This window comes from Pinibacter soli (assembly GCF_029961145.1).
Lineage (GTDB): Bacteria > Bacteroidota > Bacteroidia > Chitinophagales > Chitinophagaceae > Pinibacter > Pinibacter soli.
Genome location: NZ_JASBRG010000001.1, coordinates 485,752 through 505,089, shown reverse-complemented (window position 1 = coordinate 505,089; position 19,338 = coordinate 485,752). Strand labels below are relative to the sequence as shown.

The 19,338-nt window shown below is 41.1% G+C and carries 16 protein-coding genes; 8 read left to right on the top strand and 8 right to left on the bottom strand.

The genetic code is table 11. The features are described 5' to 3' along the window. Positions 1-141: 141 nt before the first annotated feature. The 4 genes from uvrC to QJ048_RS01940 form a co-directional block, all read right to left on the bottom strand. A complete protein-coding gene (uvrC, locus tag QJ048_RS01955) occupies positions 142-1,944 on the bottom strand; it encodes an excinuclease ABC subunit UvrC (RefSeq protein WP_282332645.1) in 1,803 nt (600 codons plus the stop codon). A 258-nt stretch (positions 1,945-2,202) separates the two neighbouring features. Beyond that, positions 2,203-2,805 (bottom strand): hypothetical protein, encoded by a 603-nt coding sequence (locus QJ048_RS01950; RefSeq protein ID WP_282332644.1) that lies wholly within the window; start codon positions 2,803-2,805, stop codon positions 2,203-2,205. A gap of 112 nt (positions 2,806-2,917) precedes the next feature. Beyond that, positions 2,918-4,375 (bottom strand): hypothetical protein, encoded by a 1,458-nt coding sequence (locus tag QJ048_RS01945; RefSeq protein ID WP_282332643.1) that lies wholly within the window; start codon positions 4,373-4,375, stop codon positions 2,918-2,920. Positions 4,376-4,414: 39 nt separating this feature from the next. After that, positions 4,415-4,993: an RNA polymerase sigma factor gene (locus QJ048_RS01940; RefSeq protein WP_282332642.1), complete on the bottom strand. Its 579-nt coding sequence runs from the start codon at positions 4,991-4,993 to the stop codon at positions 4,415-4,417. Between the two features lie 353 nt (positions 4,994-5,346). On the opposite strand from QJ048_RS01940, the gene QJ048_RS01935 reads away from it, so the two are divergent. Continuing rightward, on the top strand, positions 5,347-7,734 hold the full coding sequence (locus QJ048_RS01935) for an ABC transporter permease (RefSeq protein ID WP_282332641.1): 2,388 nt from the start codon (positions 5,347-5,349) through the stop codon (positions 7,732-7,734). Positions 7,735-7,861: 127 nt separating this feature from the next. On the opposite strand, the gene gpmI is transcribed toward QJ048_RS01935, so the two are convergent. After that, the gene (gene gpmI / locus QJ048_RS01930) at positions 7,862-9,391 is read right to left on the bottom strand and encodes a 2,3-bisphosphoglycerate-independent phosphoglycerate mutase (RefSeq protein ID WP_282332640.1); all 1,530 of its coding nucleotides are present in this window, start codon (positions 9,389-9,391) and stop codon (positions 7,862-7,864) included. 292 nt (positions 9,392-9,683) lie between these two features. Here gpmI and QJ048_RS01925 point away from each other — a divergent pair, with 292 nt between their 5' ends. The 4 genes from QJ048_RS01925 to QJ048_RS01910 all read left to right on the top strand — a co-directional run bounded on the left by QJ048_RS01925 (position 9,684) and on the right by QJ048_RS01910 (position 11,891). Beyond that, complete coding sequence (locus QJ048_RS01925; RefSeq protein ID WP_282332639.1) at positions 9,684-10,079, top strand: DUF4783 domain-containing protein; 396 nt, start codon at positions 9,684-9,686, stop codon at positions 10,077-10,079. 93 nt (positions 10,080-10,172) lie between these two features. Further along, on the top strand, positions 10,173-11,033 hold the full coding sequence (gene nadC / locus QJ048_RS01920; protein WP_282332638.1) for a carboxylating nicotinate-nucleotide diphosphorylase: 861 nt from the start codon (positions 10,173-10,175) through the stop codon (positions 11,031-11,033). 208 nt (positions 11,034-11,241) lie between these two features. After that, positions 11,242-11,586 (top strand): translation initiation factor, encoded by a 345-nt coding sequence (locus QJ048_RS01915; RefSeq protein WP_282332637.1) that lies wholly within the window; start codon positions 11,242-11,244, stop codon positions 11,584-11,586. 116 nt (positions 11,587-11,702) lie between these two features. Further along, a complete protein-coding gene (locus QJ048_RS01910) occupies positions 11,703-11,891 on the top strand; it encodes a hypothetical protein (RefSeq protein ID WP_282332636.1) in 189 nt (62 codons plus the stop codon). A gap of 51 nt (positions 11,892-11,942) precedes the next feature. Here QJ048_RS01910 and QJ048_RS01905 read toward each other — a convergent pair whose 3' ends face one another. Both QJ048_RS01905 and QJ048_RS01900 read right to left on the bottom strand, forming a co-directional pair. Beyond that, on the bottom strand, positions 11,943-12,164 hold the full coding sequence (locus tag QJ048_RS01905; protein WP_282332635.1) for a (4Fe-4S)-binding protein: 222 nt from the start codon (positions 12,162-12,164) through the stop codon (positions 11,943-11,945). A 119-nt stretch (positions 12,165-12,283) separates the two neighbouring features. Further along, positions 12,284-13,735, bottom strand: coding sequence for an NADP-dependent isocitrate dehydrogenase (locus QJ048_RS01900; protein ID WP_282332634.1), 1,452 nt, complete (start codon positions 13,733-13,735; stop codon positions 12,284-12,286). A gap of 258 nt (positions 13,736-13,993) precedes the next feature. On the opposite strand from QJ048_RS01900, the gene apaG reads away from it, so the two are divergent. Continuing rightward, positions 13,994-14,380 carry a Co2+/Mg2+ efflux protein ApaG gene (gene apaG, locus QJ048_RS01895; protein ID WP_282332633.1) on the top strand — a complete coding sequence of 129 codons (387 nt, stop codon included), beginning with the start codon at positions 13,994-13,996 and terminating at the stop codon, positions 14,378-14,380. 431 nt (positions 14,381-14,811) lie between these two features. On the opposite strand, the gene QJ048_RS01890 is transcribed toward apaG, so the two are convergent. Beyond that, positions 14,812-16,512, bottom strand: coding sequence for a peptide MFS transporter (locus tag QJ048_RS01890; RefSeq protein ID WP_282332632.1), 1,701 nt, complete (start codon positions 16,510-16,512; stop codon positions 14,812-14,814). A gap of 193 nt (positions 16,513-16,705) precedes the next feature. Between QJ048_RS01890 and purD the strand changes: the two genes are divergently transcribed. Both purD and QJ048_RS01880 read left to right on the top strand, forming a co-directional pair. Continuing rightward, a complete protein-coding gene (gene purD / locus QJ048_RS01885) occupies positions 16,706-17,983 on the top strand; it encodes a phosphoribosylamine--glycine ligase (protein ID WP_282332631.1) in 1,278 nt (425 codons plus the stop codon). Between the two features lie 19 nt (positions 17,984-18,002). After that, on the top strand, positions 18,003-19,151 hold the full coding sequence (locus tag QJ048_RS01880) for a tryptophan 2,3-dioxygenase (RefSeq protein ID WP_345774525.1): 1,149 nt from the start codon (positions 18,003-18,005) through the stop codon (positions 19,149-19,151). Positions 19,152-19,338 lie beyond the last annotated feature (187 nt).

Here is a 19,338-nt window from a genome sequence, read left to right as displayed (position 1 = left end):
CAAAAAAGCAGAAGGGTATAAGGAAGCCCTTTCAGAAATTTTAGTCTTTTTTCAAAAAAACAAAGGACGCAAAAACAACATCATGTCTTTGCGCCCTTTGTTTTCCCTTTGCGCCTTTGCGTGAAATCCCTGCGTGAAATTCTACTTATTAAAATGCTGCCACACAATCTCAGCCTTTGATTTTCCTACCTCGGCGATTAATTCTTCTTTCGTGAGCATTTTAATTTTATTGACAGAACGGAACGTCTTCAATAACCTGTCTGCAGTGGATTTGCCGATGCCCTCAATTGTTTCCAATTCATTTTTAAACGTGCCTTTACTTCTCTTGTTTCTGTGAAACGTAATACCAAAGCGGTGCACTTCATCGCGAATGCGACGGATCAGTTTTAAACTCTCGCTATTATATGGCAGTTTGAGCGATTCACTATCTCCCGGAAAAAATAATTCCTCTTCATTTTTTGCCAAACCAACAAGTGTCATTCGTCCAATCAGGCCGAGCTCTTCAATAGCTTGCATTGCGTAACCAAGTTGTCCCTTACCACCATCGATGATTACTAGTTGAGGCAGGTCCTGATTTTCATCCAGCAAGCGCTTATATCGCCTGTAAACAACTTCTTTCATCGTAGCAAAGTCGTTAATACCTTCAACCGTTTTTACATTAAAATGGCGATAATCTTTTTTACTCGGAATTCCATCTTTAAAACAAACCATTGCAGAAACCGGATAGCTTCCCTGGAAGTTGGAGTTATCAAAACACTCAATATGAACAGGTGCTTCCGTAAGCGAAAGATCATCCTGCAATTGATACAGCACTTGCTTCTTTTCAAAATCTGATTTGCCTTCCAGTTGAAGAATTTTCTTTTTCTTCAATTCCTCTTTAAAATAATTCACGTTCTTTTCTGATAGCTCCAGTAATTTCTTTTTGTCTCCGCCTTTCGGAACAATTATTTCAACCGTGTCATCAGGATATTCAATCTCAAACGGAACAATAATTTCATGCGCCATGCTATTAAATGTGGAACGAAGTTGAGCAATAGCAAATTGTAAAACCTCCTGCTCCGGTTCCTCCAAATGCGTTTCCAGTTGAATGGTGTTGGTTTGTACAACCGTACCGTTTTGAATCATCAGGTAGTTCACATAAGCGAGGTCGCCATCCTTCAAAATGCTAAATATATCCATCGTTCCGAGGTGCCTGCTTACAATAACAGACTTCGCCTGGTAACTCTCCAGATGTTCAATTTTCTTGCGCATCATTTCTGCTTTCTCAAACGCCATATTTTCCGCATGCGCTTTCATTTGCTGTTTGAATTGTTGCAAAATAGGACCAAGATTTCCTTTGAGAATATTTTCAATTTGCTGCAATCCGGCATTATAATCCTCTAGTGATTGCAGGCCTTCACACGGCCCCTTGCAATTACCTAAATGATATTCAAGGCAAACTTTGAACTTGCCGCGTTTAATATTTGTTTCTGTAAGATTGAGTTTGCAAGTGCGCAGTGGAATATTTTGCTTGATGAATTCAATTAACTCTCGCACCTTGCCGACAGAGGTAAACGGTCCCAGATATTTTGAACCATCATTTAATTTTCTTCTTGTGAGAAATATTCTTGAAAACGGTTCTCTCTTAATAACAATAAAAGGATAGCTTTTATCATCTTTCAAATTGATATTGTACTTCGGCTGAAATTGCTTGATTAGAGAGTTCTCAAGCAAAAAGGCATCTTGTTCAGAATCTACAATAGTGAATTCAATTTTCGTAATACGCTGAACAAGCTCGTGGGTTTTGTAGTTGACAAAGGTTTTGGAGAAATAGGAACTTACACGTTTACGAAGGCTTTTGGCCTTGCCAACATATATCAGCTCATCTTTAGTATCGAAGTATTTGTAAATACCAGGATTAGTAGGAATTGTATGTGCTATCTGCTGGAACTCACTGGCTGTCATAATATATCAAATGCTATGCAAATATCGGGGTTTTACCACTAAGGATTTTTTAACCACAGAGGTAGCGGAGATTTTTTTCACGGAGGAAGGGAGACTTGTGGCATATGCTCCTTTCGTCTGCACCTTCGTAAGAAGCATCACTTTCAAGGCAACCTCTCTGTTTCCTCTGTGAAAAACTCCTTCACTCCGTGGTTAGAAAAAACTGAGTGATGCTCAGTGCATGCTGAGGGTCTCAGGGTAAACTCAGAAGCGAAGCTTCTATTCGCCGCTCCAGGAAACCTTTACGATCTTCGTAATCTCCGCTCCATTCTTAGGTTGGGCGGTGGTTATGATCTGGCAATTTTTATCTGCTTTCCAGAATAGTTTTTGTGTAAAAGACGTATCTCCTTTTTCAAAGAATTTTTCTAGATAGATGGTGCGAACTTTGTCGCTTTGTACAGGATCTGGTTTTACCAAAACGTCCAGACGTAGTATTTCCAGCGAAGGGTTCTTTGTAGTGTAAGTAAACGTAACACTTGGAATAGACTGATCTGCAAATGCAGTTTCCTTATAGTCTTTCTTTATACCCGCATCACTTATATCCGGCGTGTAAAACTCAGCAGCGATCTTACTAAACTCTTCTTGCTTCATCGAAGCAGGAACTGAATCCTTTCCAACAATGGTTGTTTTCATAATGGGCAATTGCATTGAATCAACCATATGCACCTGGCTTTTGATATAATCAGCCACCGGAAAAAAATCAATGTTAGGATTTGCAGTATCAATCGCAGTCCCCTGATTGGCGGCTGTTTTCGCAGTATTATTATTGTTATTGCAAGCGGCCAGCAACAATAGGAAAATAGAATATTGTAAGTACTTCATGGGAGTAAAAATAACTGAATAACTGAATAATTGAATAACTGAGCGGTCGATAGTTTTAACGAAAAATCGAAACCCAACCAGTCAGTTATTCAATTATTCAGTTACTTAGTCATTATTTCAAAGTCTTTATAATACCAAACTTAATGCTATACTCCATGAGGTACTCATGAATAGGATACTTGTCTGAATAAGTAGATTTTAACTGATAGCGGAATTGTGGCCCCATTTGGAACTTCAGGCCATTGGCACCAGTGTAGGAAATATATGTTTCAAGATTCGCGGCGTAGTTGAAACGGCGCACAAGTGAATGTTCTTTTACGTAGTTATTATAATCGTTGGAAAGCAAGTAAGTGCTATGTGCCATGATATAAAATGGCTGGAATGTACCGGCGGCATTCAATTGCAGGCGATGATCGCCTATGATCTTCACATCAACACCCACAGGCACTGACACCTGGAAGTATCTGTTCTGCAAAATCTCCTGCGAATAACCGTTCATATTTCTAATAGAAGTGAATGCTCTGATCGTGTCATTATTTCCCGGTGTATTCAAAGCAATAGTTGCTTTTTCACGCGAATATGTATATGCACTCACGTTGTAACCATTCATATTCAACTGCAGGCCAGCCTTAAGCGAAATGTTTTTCGTAATAGGAAACAGCATTGCAGAGCCCGCTTCCAAGCCAATAGTAGGTGAGTGATTCACAAATTTGTTTACGTCAAGATGGTTGGATGCCAGCGGTAAATCCTGGCTGGATGTAGATTTTGAACTTGGGTCTTCGAGTTTTCTGAAACTGATTGTGGGTGCAAAATAATATTGCAACTGCAAATGCTTTTTCTCTGCAGCTATTGGAATCTTTACACTTGCGTAAGACGCGGGTGTACTTATAATTGCAACTGAAGATTTTTGGGGTTCAATATTTATGATTGGTTTGGCTGCAACAGCAGGTGTTACAGAGTTATTGTTCCTGATCGCTTTAATTGAAGTCGGGTTCATTGACGTAGCTACGTCGGTGTAATTATTATTTATAACTACTTTGCCCACTTCATTTTCAGGTATTGCCACATAGCTAGCTGCAATCGCATTTAGAGGAGGTAAATCGCTGAACCTTGTGCTGAAAGCGGAAGTGATGCGTTGTGCAATCGGTAATTTATCCGCAATCACCTTTGGCAATGATGAATTTGCTACGTAATCGTAGCTATTCAACCATTTGTAAATGTTGATACTATTGGAATAAATGGGCTGGTTAAAAATGTGAACAGTGCTTTTGTTCTGTGTAAGGTTCAGGCCAGCCCTTATTTGTTGTAAGAAATCGGTTGCAGCAATTTCGTCGTTTTTAATTATTGAGCCGGACAATTCATTTTTATCAATACCTGCTTGCAGGCGCAAGATTTGGTCGCCCGTGAGCAGGAATAATAGGAACAGTGCCGCCACAATAAGCCCGCTCTTTGTTGGGTGAAGAGTTCTATTGATTTTCTTCCACACCATCTCCGAAGGGTATAATCTGTGTTGGTCAGCCTTGCTTTTCAAAAACTGCTCAAATTCGTCTGTATAAAAGTCTTTGTCCATTTCTACAAGCAATTTGGGGTACTACTCAAAGCTGCTGCTTTACTTGGCAAAAAGTGCCAGCAGCCTTGTCTTTTGTTTTGGTTTTTGTATAATGCTCTTTTTAACGAGAACGTCTTCCAGCATTTGCCGTGCACGCGTGTATTGCGAGCGGCTCGTGCTCTCTTCTATATCCAGCATGTCAGCAATTTCTTTATGTGTATAGCCCTCGACAGCATACAGATTGAGTACCGTTCGATAACCGATCGGCAATAGCCTGATGCATTCAACCACTTGCTTGGCCTGGATTACAGAAGGAATATTTTCTTCACGAATTTCAATACCACTTGCATAAGTGATATCTACACTGTCGTTGAATTTTTTGTTTTTCTTTAAATGATTAATACAGGTGTGAACAATGATGCGCCTTATCCATCCTTCAAATGCGCCCTGGTTCCTGAATGTGTGCATTTGGGAGAACACCTTTATAAAACCTTCCTGAAGCATGTCTTCCGCATCCTCGCGATTGTGACCATACCGGTAGCAAACCGCAAGCATCTTGGGGCTATACCTGTTGTATAACTCCTTTTGCGCAGAAGCATTGTTTTGTAAACAGCCTTGAAAAATTGCGTCTTCAGTCATGGTGTATATTGCTCTTCTAATATAGACATTTTTTCTCAAACATAATAATGGGAAAACTAGGGTTTTTGCGAAAAAGAGTTGTTAGTTGTTGATTAATAGTTGTTAGGCGTTATGCGCTTCAGGCTCTTCTAAGAACGATCAATTGTCAACTAACAACTGGTCTCCAATTTTTCAAGTATCGAAACCATACAATACGCGTATCAAAACCGTACACTGCAAAAAGTAGTATTGCAATTAACTGTTTATTTATCAGTTAATTGTAACGGGGCATATTTTTGGCGATTGATATCTCCTGTTTCATTGTAACCATATTCTCAAAAAATCGTCCTACAACTTAAATCAGAAGAATTTTTATGCTTAAAAACTATTTTAAACTGGCATGGCGAAATCTGGTTAAAAGTAAAGTGTACTCGCTGATCAATGTGCTTGGCCTGGCCACTGGAATGGCGGTTGCCATGTTGATCGCACTATGGATATGGGATGAAGTAACGTTTGACCAATACCACTCCAACCATAAGGAGCTTTCCCAGATAATGACCACTTTTGTTGATAACGACGGTAAAATGGCAACCGGGCCGGCAGTTTGCCTGCCAATAGGCAATGAATTACGAACCAAATACGGAAGCGACTTCAAAAATATTTCGATGGCATCCTGGAACTTCGATCACATCCTTGTGGTTGGAGATAAAAAGATCACTTCAAGAGGAATGTGGGTTGAAGGAAGTTTTCCCACTATGTTTTCACTGAGGATATTGAAGGGAAATATAAATGCTCTGGAAGACCCCTCCACTATTCTGCTAAGTGCATCCACCGCAACATCGCTTTTTGGAAATGCCGATCCGATCAACAAAATGCTGCGACTTGACAATAAGGATAATTACAAAGTGGCCGGCGTGTTCGAAGATCTTCCGCACAACACATCTATGAATGAGGTAAAGCTTTTTTTGCCATGGAAAAAATACATCACAACAGAAGATTGGATAAAACGTGCAAACACACAATGGAACAACCACTCATGGCAGGTGTATGTGCAGGTGGCGAATAAAATTGATATGGACAAGGAGACACAAAAGATCAGGAACATTGTGATGGACCATAAGGTGGCAGCTACCGATGGCAAAGAGCAGGCTGTGATATTTCCGATGGACAAATGGAGGCTTTATAGCGAATTTAAAGATGGCAAAGCCGCAGGAGGGAAAATACAGTTTATCTGGTTGTTTGCGGTGATTGGCGTTTTTGTGTTACTACTGGCTTGTATCAACTTCATGAACCTTTCCACAGCAAGAAGCGAGAAAAGAGCAAAAGAAGTGGGCATTCGCAAAACTGTGGGTTCTGTTCGTGGACAGCTGATAGGTCAGTTTTTGGCGGAGTCGGTTTTGGTTGCTTTTGTGTCGCTGATATTCTCACTTATACTAGCGGTTATACTGATGCCGCTGTTCAACAAGCTTGCAGACAAAGATGTTTTTTTGCCTTTAGGTAATCCCATCTTTTGGATACTGATAATTGTGTTCACTTTAATTACCGGATTAGTTTCCGGGAGCTATCCTGCATTCTATCTTTCCAAATTCGAGCCCATCAAAGTATTGAAAGGAACATTTCGTGTTGGGAGGTTTGCATCATTGCCACGCAAGGTGCTGGTAGTTGTGCAGTTCACTTTTTCAATAGCATTGATCATAGGAACCATCATTATTTTCAAACAGATTCAGTACGCGAAAAACAGACCAGTAAACTACAGGAGCGAAGGACTTATCACCATCAATATGTCCACTCCCGATCTGTATGGTCATTATGACGCCATACGGAGTGATCTACTTGCAACCAATGTTGTGGACAACATGGCTGAGTCATCAAGCCCCACAACGGATGTATGGTCGAATCAAATAGGTTTCAACTGGCAGGGAAAAGATCCTAACACATTGCCGAGTTTTGGCACCATTGCAGTAACCGAAGATTTCGGAAACACTATTGGCTGGAAAGTCAAAGAGGGCCGCGATTTTTCCAAAGAATTTGCAACAGATAGTTTGGCAATGGTGCTAAATGAGGCTGCTGTAAAACTAGTTGATATGAAGCGTAACATTGTTGGAGAAACAATAAAATTCAACGACAAGAATTATACAGTGATAGGCGTTGTAAAAGATATGATCATGGAATCCCCCTATACACCGGTGAAACCAACAGTATTCTTTTTTGATCGTAACTGGACAAATGTGATTACAATTGCAATAAAACAAGCTGTGCCCGTTCGTGACGCGTTGAATAAAATTGAAACTGTATTCAAGAAATACAATCCTTCTTCGCCTTTCACTTATAAATTTAATGACGAGGAATACATGCGAAAATTCGCTGACGAACAACGCATAGGAAAACTCGCAACATTCTTTACCATACTGGCCATTTTCATTTCATGCCTTGGTTTGTTTGGCCTTGCTTCATTTGTAGCAGAGCAACGCAAAAAGGAAATCGGTGTTCGCAAAGTGCTCGGTGCATCAGTCTTTAATTTGTGGCAACTATTGTCAAGGGAATTTGCAGTGCTTGTAATCATTTCATGTTTCATAGCAATTCCATTGGCATGGTATTATTTACATAGCTGGCTGCAACGGTTTGACTACAGAACAAACATTTCGTTCTGGATCATTGTTGCCTCTGGAGCAGGTGCGTTGATCATAACCATTATCACGGTTAGCTTTCAGGCAATTAAGGCCGCGATAGCTAATCCGGTGAAGAGTTTGAGAACGGAATAGAGAGCAATTAATAATTAATAATTAAAAATTAATAGGTTTTGCAGCGAGGCAGAAAAAAGCTGTTTTATACTTAAAATACAACAGGGCAGCATTCACTCAAGAATGCTGCCCTGTTAATTACTAATTATTAATTATTAATTAAAATCTCTCCCGTCATTTCCTTCGGAATATCCAATCCCATAAACTTCAGCATAGTAGGCGCTATATCGCCAAGTTTACCTGGTTTAATAGTGCCTTTCCAATCGTTGGAAATGATGAACAATGGAACGGGGTTCAGTGTGTGCGCAGTGTTTGGAGAACCATCAGCATTAATCAGGTAATCAGAGTTGCCATGGTCTGCCGTGAGGAAAACTACATAATCACTTTTCAGCGCAGCCGTTACAACTTTTTCCACGCACGTATCAACTGTTTCTACTGCTTTGATCGCAGCTTCCCAAACACCTGTATGGCCCACCATGTCAGCGTTTGCGTAATTCAATACGATGAAGTCCGCAGATTTTTTTTCTATTTCAGGAACCAATGCATCGGTAAGGTCATTTGCGCTCATTTCTGGTTGCAGGTCGTAGGTGGCGACTTTAGGAGATGGTTTCATGATACGGCTTTCTCCTTCAAAAGGAACCTCGCGGCCACCGCTAAAGAAGAATGTAACGTGAGGATACTTTTCGGTTTCAGCCATGCGGATCTGTTTCAATCCGTTTTCTGCCACCACTTCACCTATCGTTTTGTTCAGGTTGTCGTTTTCAAAAACAACGTTCACGTTTTTGAACGTTTTGTCGTACTCCGTCATTGTAGTGTAATGCAGATTCAAATGTTTCATACCCTGTTCCGGGATATCCATTTGCGTTAGTACCTCCGTAATTTCGCGACAACGGTCCGTACGGAAGTTGAAGCAAATCACAACATCGTCATTTTTTATAGTAGCCAAAGGCTGTTGAGCAGAATCGAGGACAACTGTCGGTTTGATAAACTCGTCCGTAATATTATGAGCATACGCATTTTCAACAGCCGCGATGGCATCAGTCGCTTTTTCACCAACGCCGTTCACTAAAGCATCGTACGCAAGTTTTACTCTTTCCCAGCGCTTGTCGCGGTCCATGGCATAATAACGCCCACTAACACTCGCAATTTTCCCGGTAGATGTGTTCAAATGCTCCTGAAGTTCTGTGATGAAACCTAAACCACTTTTAGGGTCGGTATCACGGCCATCAGTAAACGCATGTATGAAAACATTTGTTAATCCTTCCGTTTGGCACATGGTAGTCAGCGCTTTCAGGTGATTGATGTGAGAATGCACACCGCCATCACTCACCAGGCCAATAAAGTGGAGTGGTTTGTCATTTTGCTTCGCAAATTTAATGGCGTTCAGCAATACCTCATTTTTATAAAAATCTCCGCCACGAATAGCCAGGTTAATGCGCTGAAGCTCCTGGTTTACAATACGTCCGGCTCCAAGATTCAGGTGGCCGACCTCGCTGTTTCCCATCTGGCCCTCTGGCAAACCAACCTGCTCACCACAGGTAGTCAGGGTCGTATTTGGGTATTTAGAATATAAAGAAGATACGAAAGGAGTTTTTGCATGTTGAATTGCATCGCTGGAAGGAACCTGTCCAAGTCCCCAGCCGTCCATAATGATCAGGATCGCTCGTTTTTTTTCCATAAATGTTGAACTGTTTTATAAATATTTTCTGAAATCCATTACCATTGGTTGACCATAAAACAAAATTCCGCGACTATTTTCTATGAAATAATGCAGGTCGTTTTAAGTGCCAGTTATAAAATTTGCAAAACAATCGTGGGTTTCCTGTACGAAATAGTGCAAAAACGCATAAATCGTCGTAAGGGCGGATAAAGTTATTGCATTACCACTAAATTGGCATGTTTTTGGCAGAATTTAGAAATCCACGAAAAGCCAGACCTGCTGACCGTTTATTTGAAACTCAATATTGTTTATGAAACTTTCTATTATTGGCCTTTTGTTAGCCATTTTCCTGGTGGCAAACCGAGACCCCAAGCCCGAAGTGGCGGAAATGGACTCGATTGTTACCGCCCTCAAAGTAGGCGACGCAGGCATGCTCTCCCGGTTTTTCGACTCCAGAATTGACATTGAATTGCCAGATAAAAGTGATAATTTTAGTCGTGTACAAGCAGAAATGATCATCAAAGATTTTTTCAGCAATAATGTAGTACAGGATTTCGAGATCAAACACAAAGGCGAAAAAAGCGGCTCTCAATATTGCATCGGTATCTTAATGACTAAAAGCGGCAAATACCGGACAACCTTATTCATGAAACAAAAAGGCGATAAACAATTCCTGCAGGAAATAAGTTTCCAGTTTACAGAATAATAAATTTATCCCTTGAAGCTGATGGGGTCATGTGATTTTTATCCATGGCCCTTTTTAGTCTCAATTATTAATTGGCTCTCCTACCTTTGCTCCATGTTAACTACCGCACAGCAATTACAACATCTCATAAACGAGGCATTGAAAGAAGATATTGGTGATGGGGATCATTCCACGCTCAGCTGCATTCCTGCCAACGTGCAGGGGCACGCGATTTTGAAGATCAAGGAAGATGGTATACTAGCCGGCATGAAAGTAGCAGAAGCTGTTTTCAACCACATGCAGCCCGGCATTAAATTCACAGCGTTTAAGAAGGATGGTGATAGAATGACTAATGGAGAAACGGCTTTTGAAGTAGAGGCCAATGTGCAAACCATTCTGCAGTGCGAACGTGTGGTGCTTAACTGCATGCAGCGCATGAGTGGCATAGCAACGCTCACCCATCAATACGTGGAGAAACTGAAGGGCTATAAAACAAAAGTGCTGGACACCCGCAAAACAACGCCGAATTTCAGATTGCTTGAAAAAGAAGCTGTAGCTATAGGCGGTGGAGTAAACCACAGAATGGGTTTGTATGACATGATCATGCTGAAGGATAATCATATCGATTACTGCGGTGGTCTTGAAAAAGCAATTGAAAAGGCCCATACATATGTGCAGGAAAAATTTCCCCAGCTGAAAATTGAAGTGGAAACCCGCTCACTCGATGATGTGAAAAGGGTAGTGGATTTCGCAAAAGGAAAAGTGTTCAGAATAATGCTCGACAATTTTAGTCCCGCAGAAATTGTGGAAGCAATGAAAATAATCGATGGCCAATTCGAAACCGAAGCCAGCGGCGGCATTAATTTGAATACCATTATAAGTTATGCTGAAACTGGCGTAGACTACGTAAGTGTAGGCGGATTGATTCACCAGGCGAGAAGTTTGGATTTGAGTTTGAAGGCAAAGCTCGCTTGAATATTTTTAACCACAGAGGAAAGGAGTTTTTGCACAGAGAAAACAGAGGCTTTGTTTCAAAAATAAGTGTTGCTCCCTGAACAGTGAGGGAAGAAGGGATGGTTCACAAATCTCCTTACCTCTGTGAAAAAAACTCTGTTGCCTCTGTAGTTAAAAAACAGCGTCTTGAACAGGATTCGCGTTTCCCGATTTTTTTTATTTTTGACCCATGAGCAAGAAGAAACCCAATAATAATAAAGACGGCGTTGTGTACTCAACTGATCCAGGTTTTTCATTCGAAGAAGAACATGAAGAAATAGAAACCTTGCCTGCGGAAAAACAATTATTGAAAATAAAACTCGATACGAAACAGCGTGCCGGCAAAGCGGTGACGCTTGTGGAAGGTTTCGCTGGAAAAGATGAAGATCTTGAAGTGCTCGGTAAGCAACTAAAAAACTTTTGCGGAACAGGCGGGTCGGTAAAAGATGGCCTGGTGATCATTCAAGGTGATCAGAGAGATAAAGTGTTGCAATGGCTGCAGAAAAATAAATTTACAAAAGCCAAAAAAATATAGAGATCTTTATTTGACAAAGCCTCTTGCTATGGCGGACTCTGCTGTCTTTCCTTTGGAGAGGGCTTGCATGAGGTCTTAAACCAAAAACACAGATGTTCAATTTCTTTCTTGCCTTAATGAAATTTCTAACCATTACAAGTGGTATCATTTCTGTAATAAGTTTTTTCCTTTTCTCACAGGCAAGAATGAGAGAGAATGAAGAGCAGGAACAACTCTATAAAAAAGTTCATTTTACTGCACTCACACTTTTCTGCATCGCGGGAGTAATACTGCTTAATATGCTTGCATCCACTGAAACCCACTAGCTTCCAATGACAGAATAATTGAATAATTGAGTTAGTGATACTCCGAAACAATCAGGTGTTCAACTTCTCAATGCTCAACGCGCCGCTTGGACATTTTTTTACCTGTTCAATAATACGTTCTGTAGTGGCGCCATCCATATTGATCCAGGGTCTATTTTTAGGATTGAAAACTTGTATCAATCCTTTCCAGCAAATGGTAGAATGTTGGCAAAGATGAGCCTGCCAAAGGATCGTTACATCGCCATTACTATATTTTCTTATTTCGTCTGACATGAGGAATGGTTGAAAAAAAATGACTGAATAATTGAAATTAAACTCATTAAAGTTACTCAATTATTCAGTCATTATATTATCCGATCAGCCATCAGTTACTCAGCTGATCAGTTATTCAATTATTGACCCTGCGCTAAGCTATACGCCTTCTTATCTCCCCACATGTTCAGCAACTCAAGAGAGCAGATTTTGAAGTTTCCGCTAAGACTTACATACAAACCAATAACATCTTGTTGATTCAACGCACTACCATCAAGGCTTTCGAAACGTGCATTGTATTGGTTCACAAGGTTAGTGAATTTAGAACCTGTAGGCCAAACCTGCGTACCGCGGTTACTGATGCTTACAAGGCTGAATTTAACACCTGCATGGCGAAGGCATTTTTGTGCGATCACTTCAGGTTGTTCCTCACTCTCGATAAACATGTCAACACCTACGATTTTTTCTGCCGCAGTTTCTTCGGTGATCAACATCGGATTTTTCTCCAGGTTAAAAACGGTTGGAGTAATCGGTTTGTTTGGAAGAATTTCTTTCGCACCGTGTTGAGGTTGTTTGCCAAAGTTTGCAATCACGGCATCCGCAAATTGCGTAGTGTTTGCAGAAGGCGTGTTTTTGTCACCAAAATCACCAGTGTGTACACCGCTTTCCAATGTATACAGCAATGCATTTTCAATGATCGCAGCATTTTCCATCAATCCAAGGTGGCGCAACATCGCGATACCACTCAGCAAAAGCGCCGTTGGATTCGCGATATTTTTGCCGGCAATATCAGGAGCAGTTCCGTGAACAGCTTCGAAAATACAGATGTGGTCACCGATATTTCCCGAAGGAGCAAAACCTAAACCACCCACAAGACCCGCGCAAAGATCAGAAACGATATCGCCCTGAAGGTTGGTCAACACCACCACGTCAAAAAGATCAGGACGGGTAACCAGCTTCATACAAAGGTCATCCACAATTACATCATCGGCTTTCAGGTGCGGGTATTCCTTTGCCACTTCGTAGAAGCAATCAAGGAACAAGCCATCTGTGATCTTCATGATGTTAGACTTGTGACCGCAGGTAATTCTTTTAGCATTTTTCTTGCTGGCCATTTCGAAGGCATATTTAATCACCTGCAAGCTACCCGGACGGGTAATGAAACGGCGGCTCAACGCAACGTCCTGTGTAAGCATGTGCTCCACGCCGCCGTAAGTATCTTCAATATTTTCGCGAACAATTGTTACGTCGATAGGAATGCCGGCTTTACTGAAAACAGTATCCACACCATGTAAAGTTTGAAACACACGTTTGTTTGCATAAGTGTTCCAGGTTTTGCGTGCGGTAACGTTCACGCTTTTTACCCCTTTACCTTTTGGGGTTTCCATCGGGCCCTTAAAAAGGATGCCCAGTCTCTCGATGGTATCCTTGGCTTCTGGAGTCATACCGTTGCTGAATCCTTTGTCAAACACCCATTTTCCCATGTCAACAAATTCATACTCAAGGGGAACCTTTCCGGCAACGAAAATTTTTAGTACGGCATCCATGATCTCTGGACCGATACCATCACCTTTTGCAACAGCAATATTCATAATTGAATTTTTAGTCTAAATGTTTAAAAGAATCTCCTCAGGGCGAGCAACAGATGTCAATAAAAAATGGAGACGCAAAGATAATTTTTAGTTTAAGAAAGAAATGCAGATTATTATCTTTTTTAGGGTGGATAATGACTTTTAAACAATATCATAATAAACCATGATAATCTTAACGATACGCGTTCGTCCCCATAATTCGGTAACAAAAAATTAAAACCTTAGGTTATTTTCATTATTTTTATCAAAAACCTGGTAATGGTAAGCAAGATATCAGAAGGTATAGAAATAAGTGTAGAGACCTTTTATCAGCCGGACTACTCAAACCCAATGTCGGCCGAGTTTATGTTTGCTTACCGCATCAGTATTGAAAACCACAATAACTTCCCCGTTCAGTTACAGCGCCGCCACTGGCATATTTTCGACAGCAATGGCCAATACCGCGAGGTAGAAGGCGAAGGTGTTGTTGGTGTACAACCGACACTTAATCCCGGTGAACGTTACCAATACGTTAGCGGCTGCAATCTTCGCACCGAAATGGGCAAAATGTACGGCACTTACTCCATGCTCAATCTTAGTAACAAGAGAGGATTCGATGTGAACATTCCTGCATTTGAAATGATCGTTCCGTTTAAGCACAATTAAGAAATAGAAATTAGGAATTAGGAATTAGAAGGGCTAGCCTCTATGGAAGTTTTAACTATTCTGTTATTCAATTATTCAATGATTATGAACCGGGCATTAGTTCGTTGGTCATCATCGTTGCGTCGCAATACTTTCATCGGTAGTATTTCATAGCAGCTGTAATTTGTAGACGCATAGTTTACTATAGAGCCTTAGCCGTAATAATTTCTTGAAAGCCCGCCAATACTCAAGACAGTTGAACAGGGGGAGGGGAAGGCAAGGCAAAACGGCCGGAGGCTTCGGGTTTGCCTTGATTTTTTGTTTCTTTTGCATCAAGGCAAAAGAAAAAGAGAAAGAAAGGGAGAGACAATTCGATAACATGATTTATTACCGAGACAATAAAAAAGACGATGCTGTTAACATCGTCTTTTTCGTTTATAGATTAACGAGATTTATCTCACACCGTGCATCATCTTTTTCAACACTGGAGTAAGTGCAAATAACAATGCAGAAGCCACACCGCAAAGCACTACAAACACCATGAAGAATTGGAATAAATTATGGATCTCAAAGCCTGCAAAAACTGGATTGGTTACACTGATTTTTGCTGTTTCCAGAAACTTCAATTGCTCCGGAGTAGCAGTCACAGTTTTGTCCAAAATACCTTGAAGATTAATACCTGCTTCGTTTGCTTTTTTAAACTGCTCACCGGTTGCAGGCAGGATAGAACCTAACGTTCCTGCTAATGCATAACCAGATGCATTTGACAAAAAGAACACACCGAACAACAAAGAAGCAAAACGTTTTGGAGCCAGTTTACCTACCAAGGAAAGACCAATTGGTGATAAGCAAAGCTCACCGAAAGTTTGGATCAGATACAGCAGGATCAGCCATTTTACAGCCAACAAACCTGAATTGCCAAGATCTTTTACATTATGTGCTATAATAAAATAACTAAGTGCAATTAAAAACAATCCAATAGCTTGTTTGAAAGGAGAAATAGGCTCTTTGCCATTCGCTCTCAATTTATCCCAAAGAAGGCTGAATGGAACCGCAAACGCAACCACGAAAATTCCGTTGAAGATTTGAACCATTGAAGGTGGCATTTGCCAGCCAAGGAAATTTCTGTCAGTCTGGTTATCGGCAATAAATGTAAGTGATGAACCTGCCTGCTCGAAAGCTGCCCAGAAGAAAATAATAAAGAAGGAAACAATATAAATAACAAGGATCCTGTCTCTTTCAACTTTTGTCAATGATTTATCTGTAAGGATCAATCCTGCAAGAGAAATACCACTACCGTAGATAATTGAGTAGATTACGTTTTGTCCGGCAACTTTATTGAAAAGAAGCGCTAGAATCGCAAACGCAATTACTGCACCACCTAGTGCTTTGCCTGTGAAATGCGCATTTTGAGCTTCGCCTTCCGCAAAATCTGCAGCTGTATTGTGTTTTGGTAAACCACCGATAGGTCTTCCCTCAGGAGTTTTTACATATTTATCTTTTAAGAAAAAGAATGTAATGGTTCCCGTAAGCATCGCGAGTGACGCAGCCAGGAAGCCCCATTTGAATGCGTGAATGTCACGATGACCTGCAGCATCAACAACATCGCCTAAAACCGGGCAGATGAACTGACCAAGGAACGCCCCCACGTTAATACCCATGTAGAAAATGGTAAAGGCGGTATCCAGCTTGTTTTTTTCCTGTGCAGGATACAAGCTTCCAACCATCGAAGAAATGTTTGGTTTGAAAAAGCCGTTACCAAGAATGATTACGCCCAGACCGATGTACAACAATGTTTTTGCGAATTCCAGGTTGCCACCGAAAACACTGGCACTGGTAAACAGGAACATCTGTCCGATTGCCATTAAAGTACCACCAAGAATGATACAATATCTGTTACCAAGAAATCTGTCGGAAATAAATCCTCCGAGCATCGGAGTTAAATAACACAATCCCAGAAAGCCCCCATAAATCAACGATGAGGTTTCTTTACTCATCATCAGTGAATTCACGATAAATAGGGTAAGGAGAGTACGCATTCCGTAAAAGTTAAATCGCTCCCACATCTCCGTCGAAAAAAGAACCCAGAGCCCTTTTGGGTGTTTTTTGCTGGTTTTGCTAGCCGGGCTAGCGGTTGCTACTGCTGTATCCATACGGCGAAATTTCTGTTCTCAGTTTAATTTAGGTTGATAAAGTGCCCAAAATACTGATTAATTGTAACATGTAATCAAACGCGACCTTTATCAGGCAGCATTTTATCAAAATAAAGTTGCTTAGTTTATATATTTTCTACTTTTGCTCCGTTTTTCAGCCTCATATTTACTTAAAATATAATAGCTCAACTCAATGAACATTCTTCTTTTAGGCTCAGGCGGCAGGGAACATGCGCTGGCGTGGAAACTTTCTCAAAGCAGCAAATGCTCAAAACTCTTTATAGCTCCTGGAAATGCCGGTACGGCACAATGCGGTACCAATGTTGCAATTTCGGCAACAGATTTTGATGCCATTAAAAAGTTTTGCGACAGCAATAACGTGGAAATGATCGTCGTAGGGCCGGAAGATCCATTGGTGAAGGGCGTGTATGATTACTTTAAAACAAACAGTTCTTCCATCTCCGTGATCGGTCCTTCGCACGAAGGCGCAAAACTGGAAGGTAGCAAGGCTTACGCAAAAGCTTTCATGAAGAGACACAATATCCCAACTGCGGCCTACGCTGAGTTTGACGCTAATAATTACCAGGATGGTGTTACTTATCTTAAGAATCACTCATTGCCAATCGTGTTGAAAGCAGACGGTTTGGCGGCAGGGAAAGGCGTTCTTATTTGTCAATCGCATGAAGAAGCGCTGGCAGAATTTGAGCAAATGATCCAGCAAAGCAAATTTGGCGACGCCAGCAAAAAAGTAGTCGTAGAAGCATTTCTGGATGGAATTGAATTGAGCATGTTTGCTTTAACAGACGGTAAAAACTATGTGTTACTGCCTGAAGCAAAGGACTATAAAAGAATTGGTGAAGGAGATACAGGCCTCAACACTGGCGGTATGGGCGCGGTAAGCCCGGTTCCATTTGCAGATGCTACTTTCATGAAAAAAGTAACCGATACTATTATAAAGCCTACTATCGACGGGCTTTACAAGGACAATATCACGTACAAAGGATTTGTATTTTTCGGGTTGATCAAAGTTGGAAACGACCCTTTCGTAATTGAATACAACTGCCGCATGGGCGATCCCGAAACGGAAGTGGTAATGCCAAGGTTAAAAAACGATCTTGTAGATCTTTTCATCGCTACGCAAAATGGCACGCTGAACAGCCAGAAAATCGAGCATGATAGCCGTGTTGCCTGCACAGTAGTAGCGGTAAGCGGCGGCTATCCTGGTGATTACAAAAAAGGTTTTGAAATAAAAGGGCTGGGCGGCAAAACAGTTTCCGGCGACACCATGGTATTCCATGCCGGTACTGCTGCACAAAAAGATAAGGTGGTAACCGCAGGCGGCCGTGTTCTCTGCGCTACTTCTTACGGCGATTCTGTAAGCGACGCCATCAATAAATCTAAGCAAACCCTTGCCGATATTGAATTTGACGGAATGTATTTCAGAAAAGATATAGGCTACGAGTTTATGTAGCGGGGATGTACGATGTTAGATGTACGAAGTACGATGTACGAAAGTCATTAGAGTGATGTACCCGACCGAATTTCGTACTTCGTACACTCTTCGTACATTTCGTTGCCAAACTAAATTAAACATGACTAACAAAGCAGTGCATTACAGCGATTACCTGCAGCTAGACAAAATCCTGAATGCACAAGAACTCGAAAGCGACAAACTAAGTTTGCATGCGCATGATGAAATGCTTTTCATCGTTATCCACCAGGCGTATGAGTTATGGTTCAAACAAGTGCTTTTTGAAATTGATTCTGCCATAGCCATCATGCATCAGCCGATGAACGACAATTCGCCTGAATTGCAAACCATCGTTCATCGTTTCAACCGTTGCGTAACCATTCTAAAAGTGCTGGTTCATCAAATCGACATCATGGAGACCATGACGCCTATGGATTTTCTTGATTTCCGGGACATGCTGCGACCCGCATCCGGCTTCCAAAGCTGGCAATTTAAAACGATAGAAGCCAAGCTGGGACTGAAGTTTGAGCATCGCCACGGACAAGAATACTACACTGCGCAATTAAGGCCACAGCAAGTTGAAATTATCAAAGCAGCGGAGCATGAAAAATCTTTGCTGGAACTCGTGAACAGCTGGCTGGAAAGAATGCCGTTCTTCAATGAACCGGAAAACTGGAAAAACTTCAAGGGACTTGAAGATAAAAACGGAACGCATACTTATTGGGCCACTTACAGAGAATGCTACCGCCAAAGTTTGTCAGAAGCAGAATTTGGCAACCTTGCTTACTTCGATGATATTTTTCTTCAAAGCGATACAGTAAAAGCAGAAAACGGATCGTTATCCGCAAAAGCGAACAGGGCCGCACTTTTCATCATGCTGTATCGTGGTTATCCTATTTTGCAATTGCCTTTTCAACTATTGAACAGCTTACTAGAAATAGATGAGCAACTGAGCATTTGGCGATACAGGCACATGAGCATGGTGCAAAGAATCATCGGAACAAGGTTGGGAACTGGTGGCAGTTCCGGGAGAGATTACCTGAAAGCCGCGCTGGACAAGCATTACATTTTCAAGGAAATTGCACGACTCACCAGTTTTTTAATCGAAAGAAGAAAACTTCCGGAATTAAGTCCGGAGATGGAAAAGCGACTTGGGTTTATAAAGTAACCAGGGGCAGACAGCTTTTTGATGGCGGATTTCAAGATTGTGCTTTATTTGAAAATATGAGAATTTGAAAATGCTTTCTGTGCAACTTTTCACTTTTCAAATTAACTCTCCAATGTTTTCGGGAGCAATAAGTATTCAAAAAGGACGCACCTAAAGCATTTTCAAATTTTCAAATCCTCAAATTTTC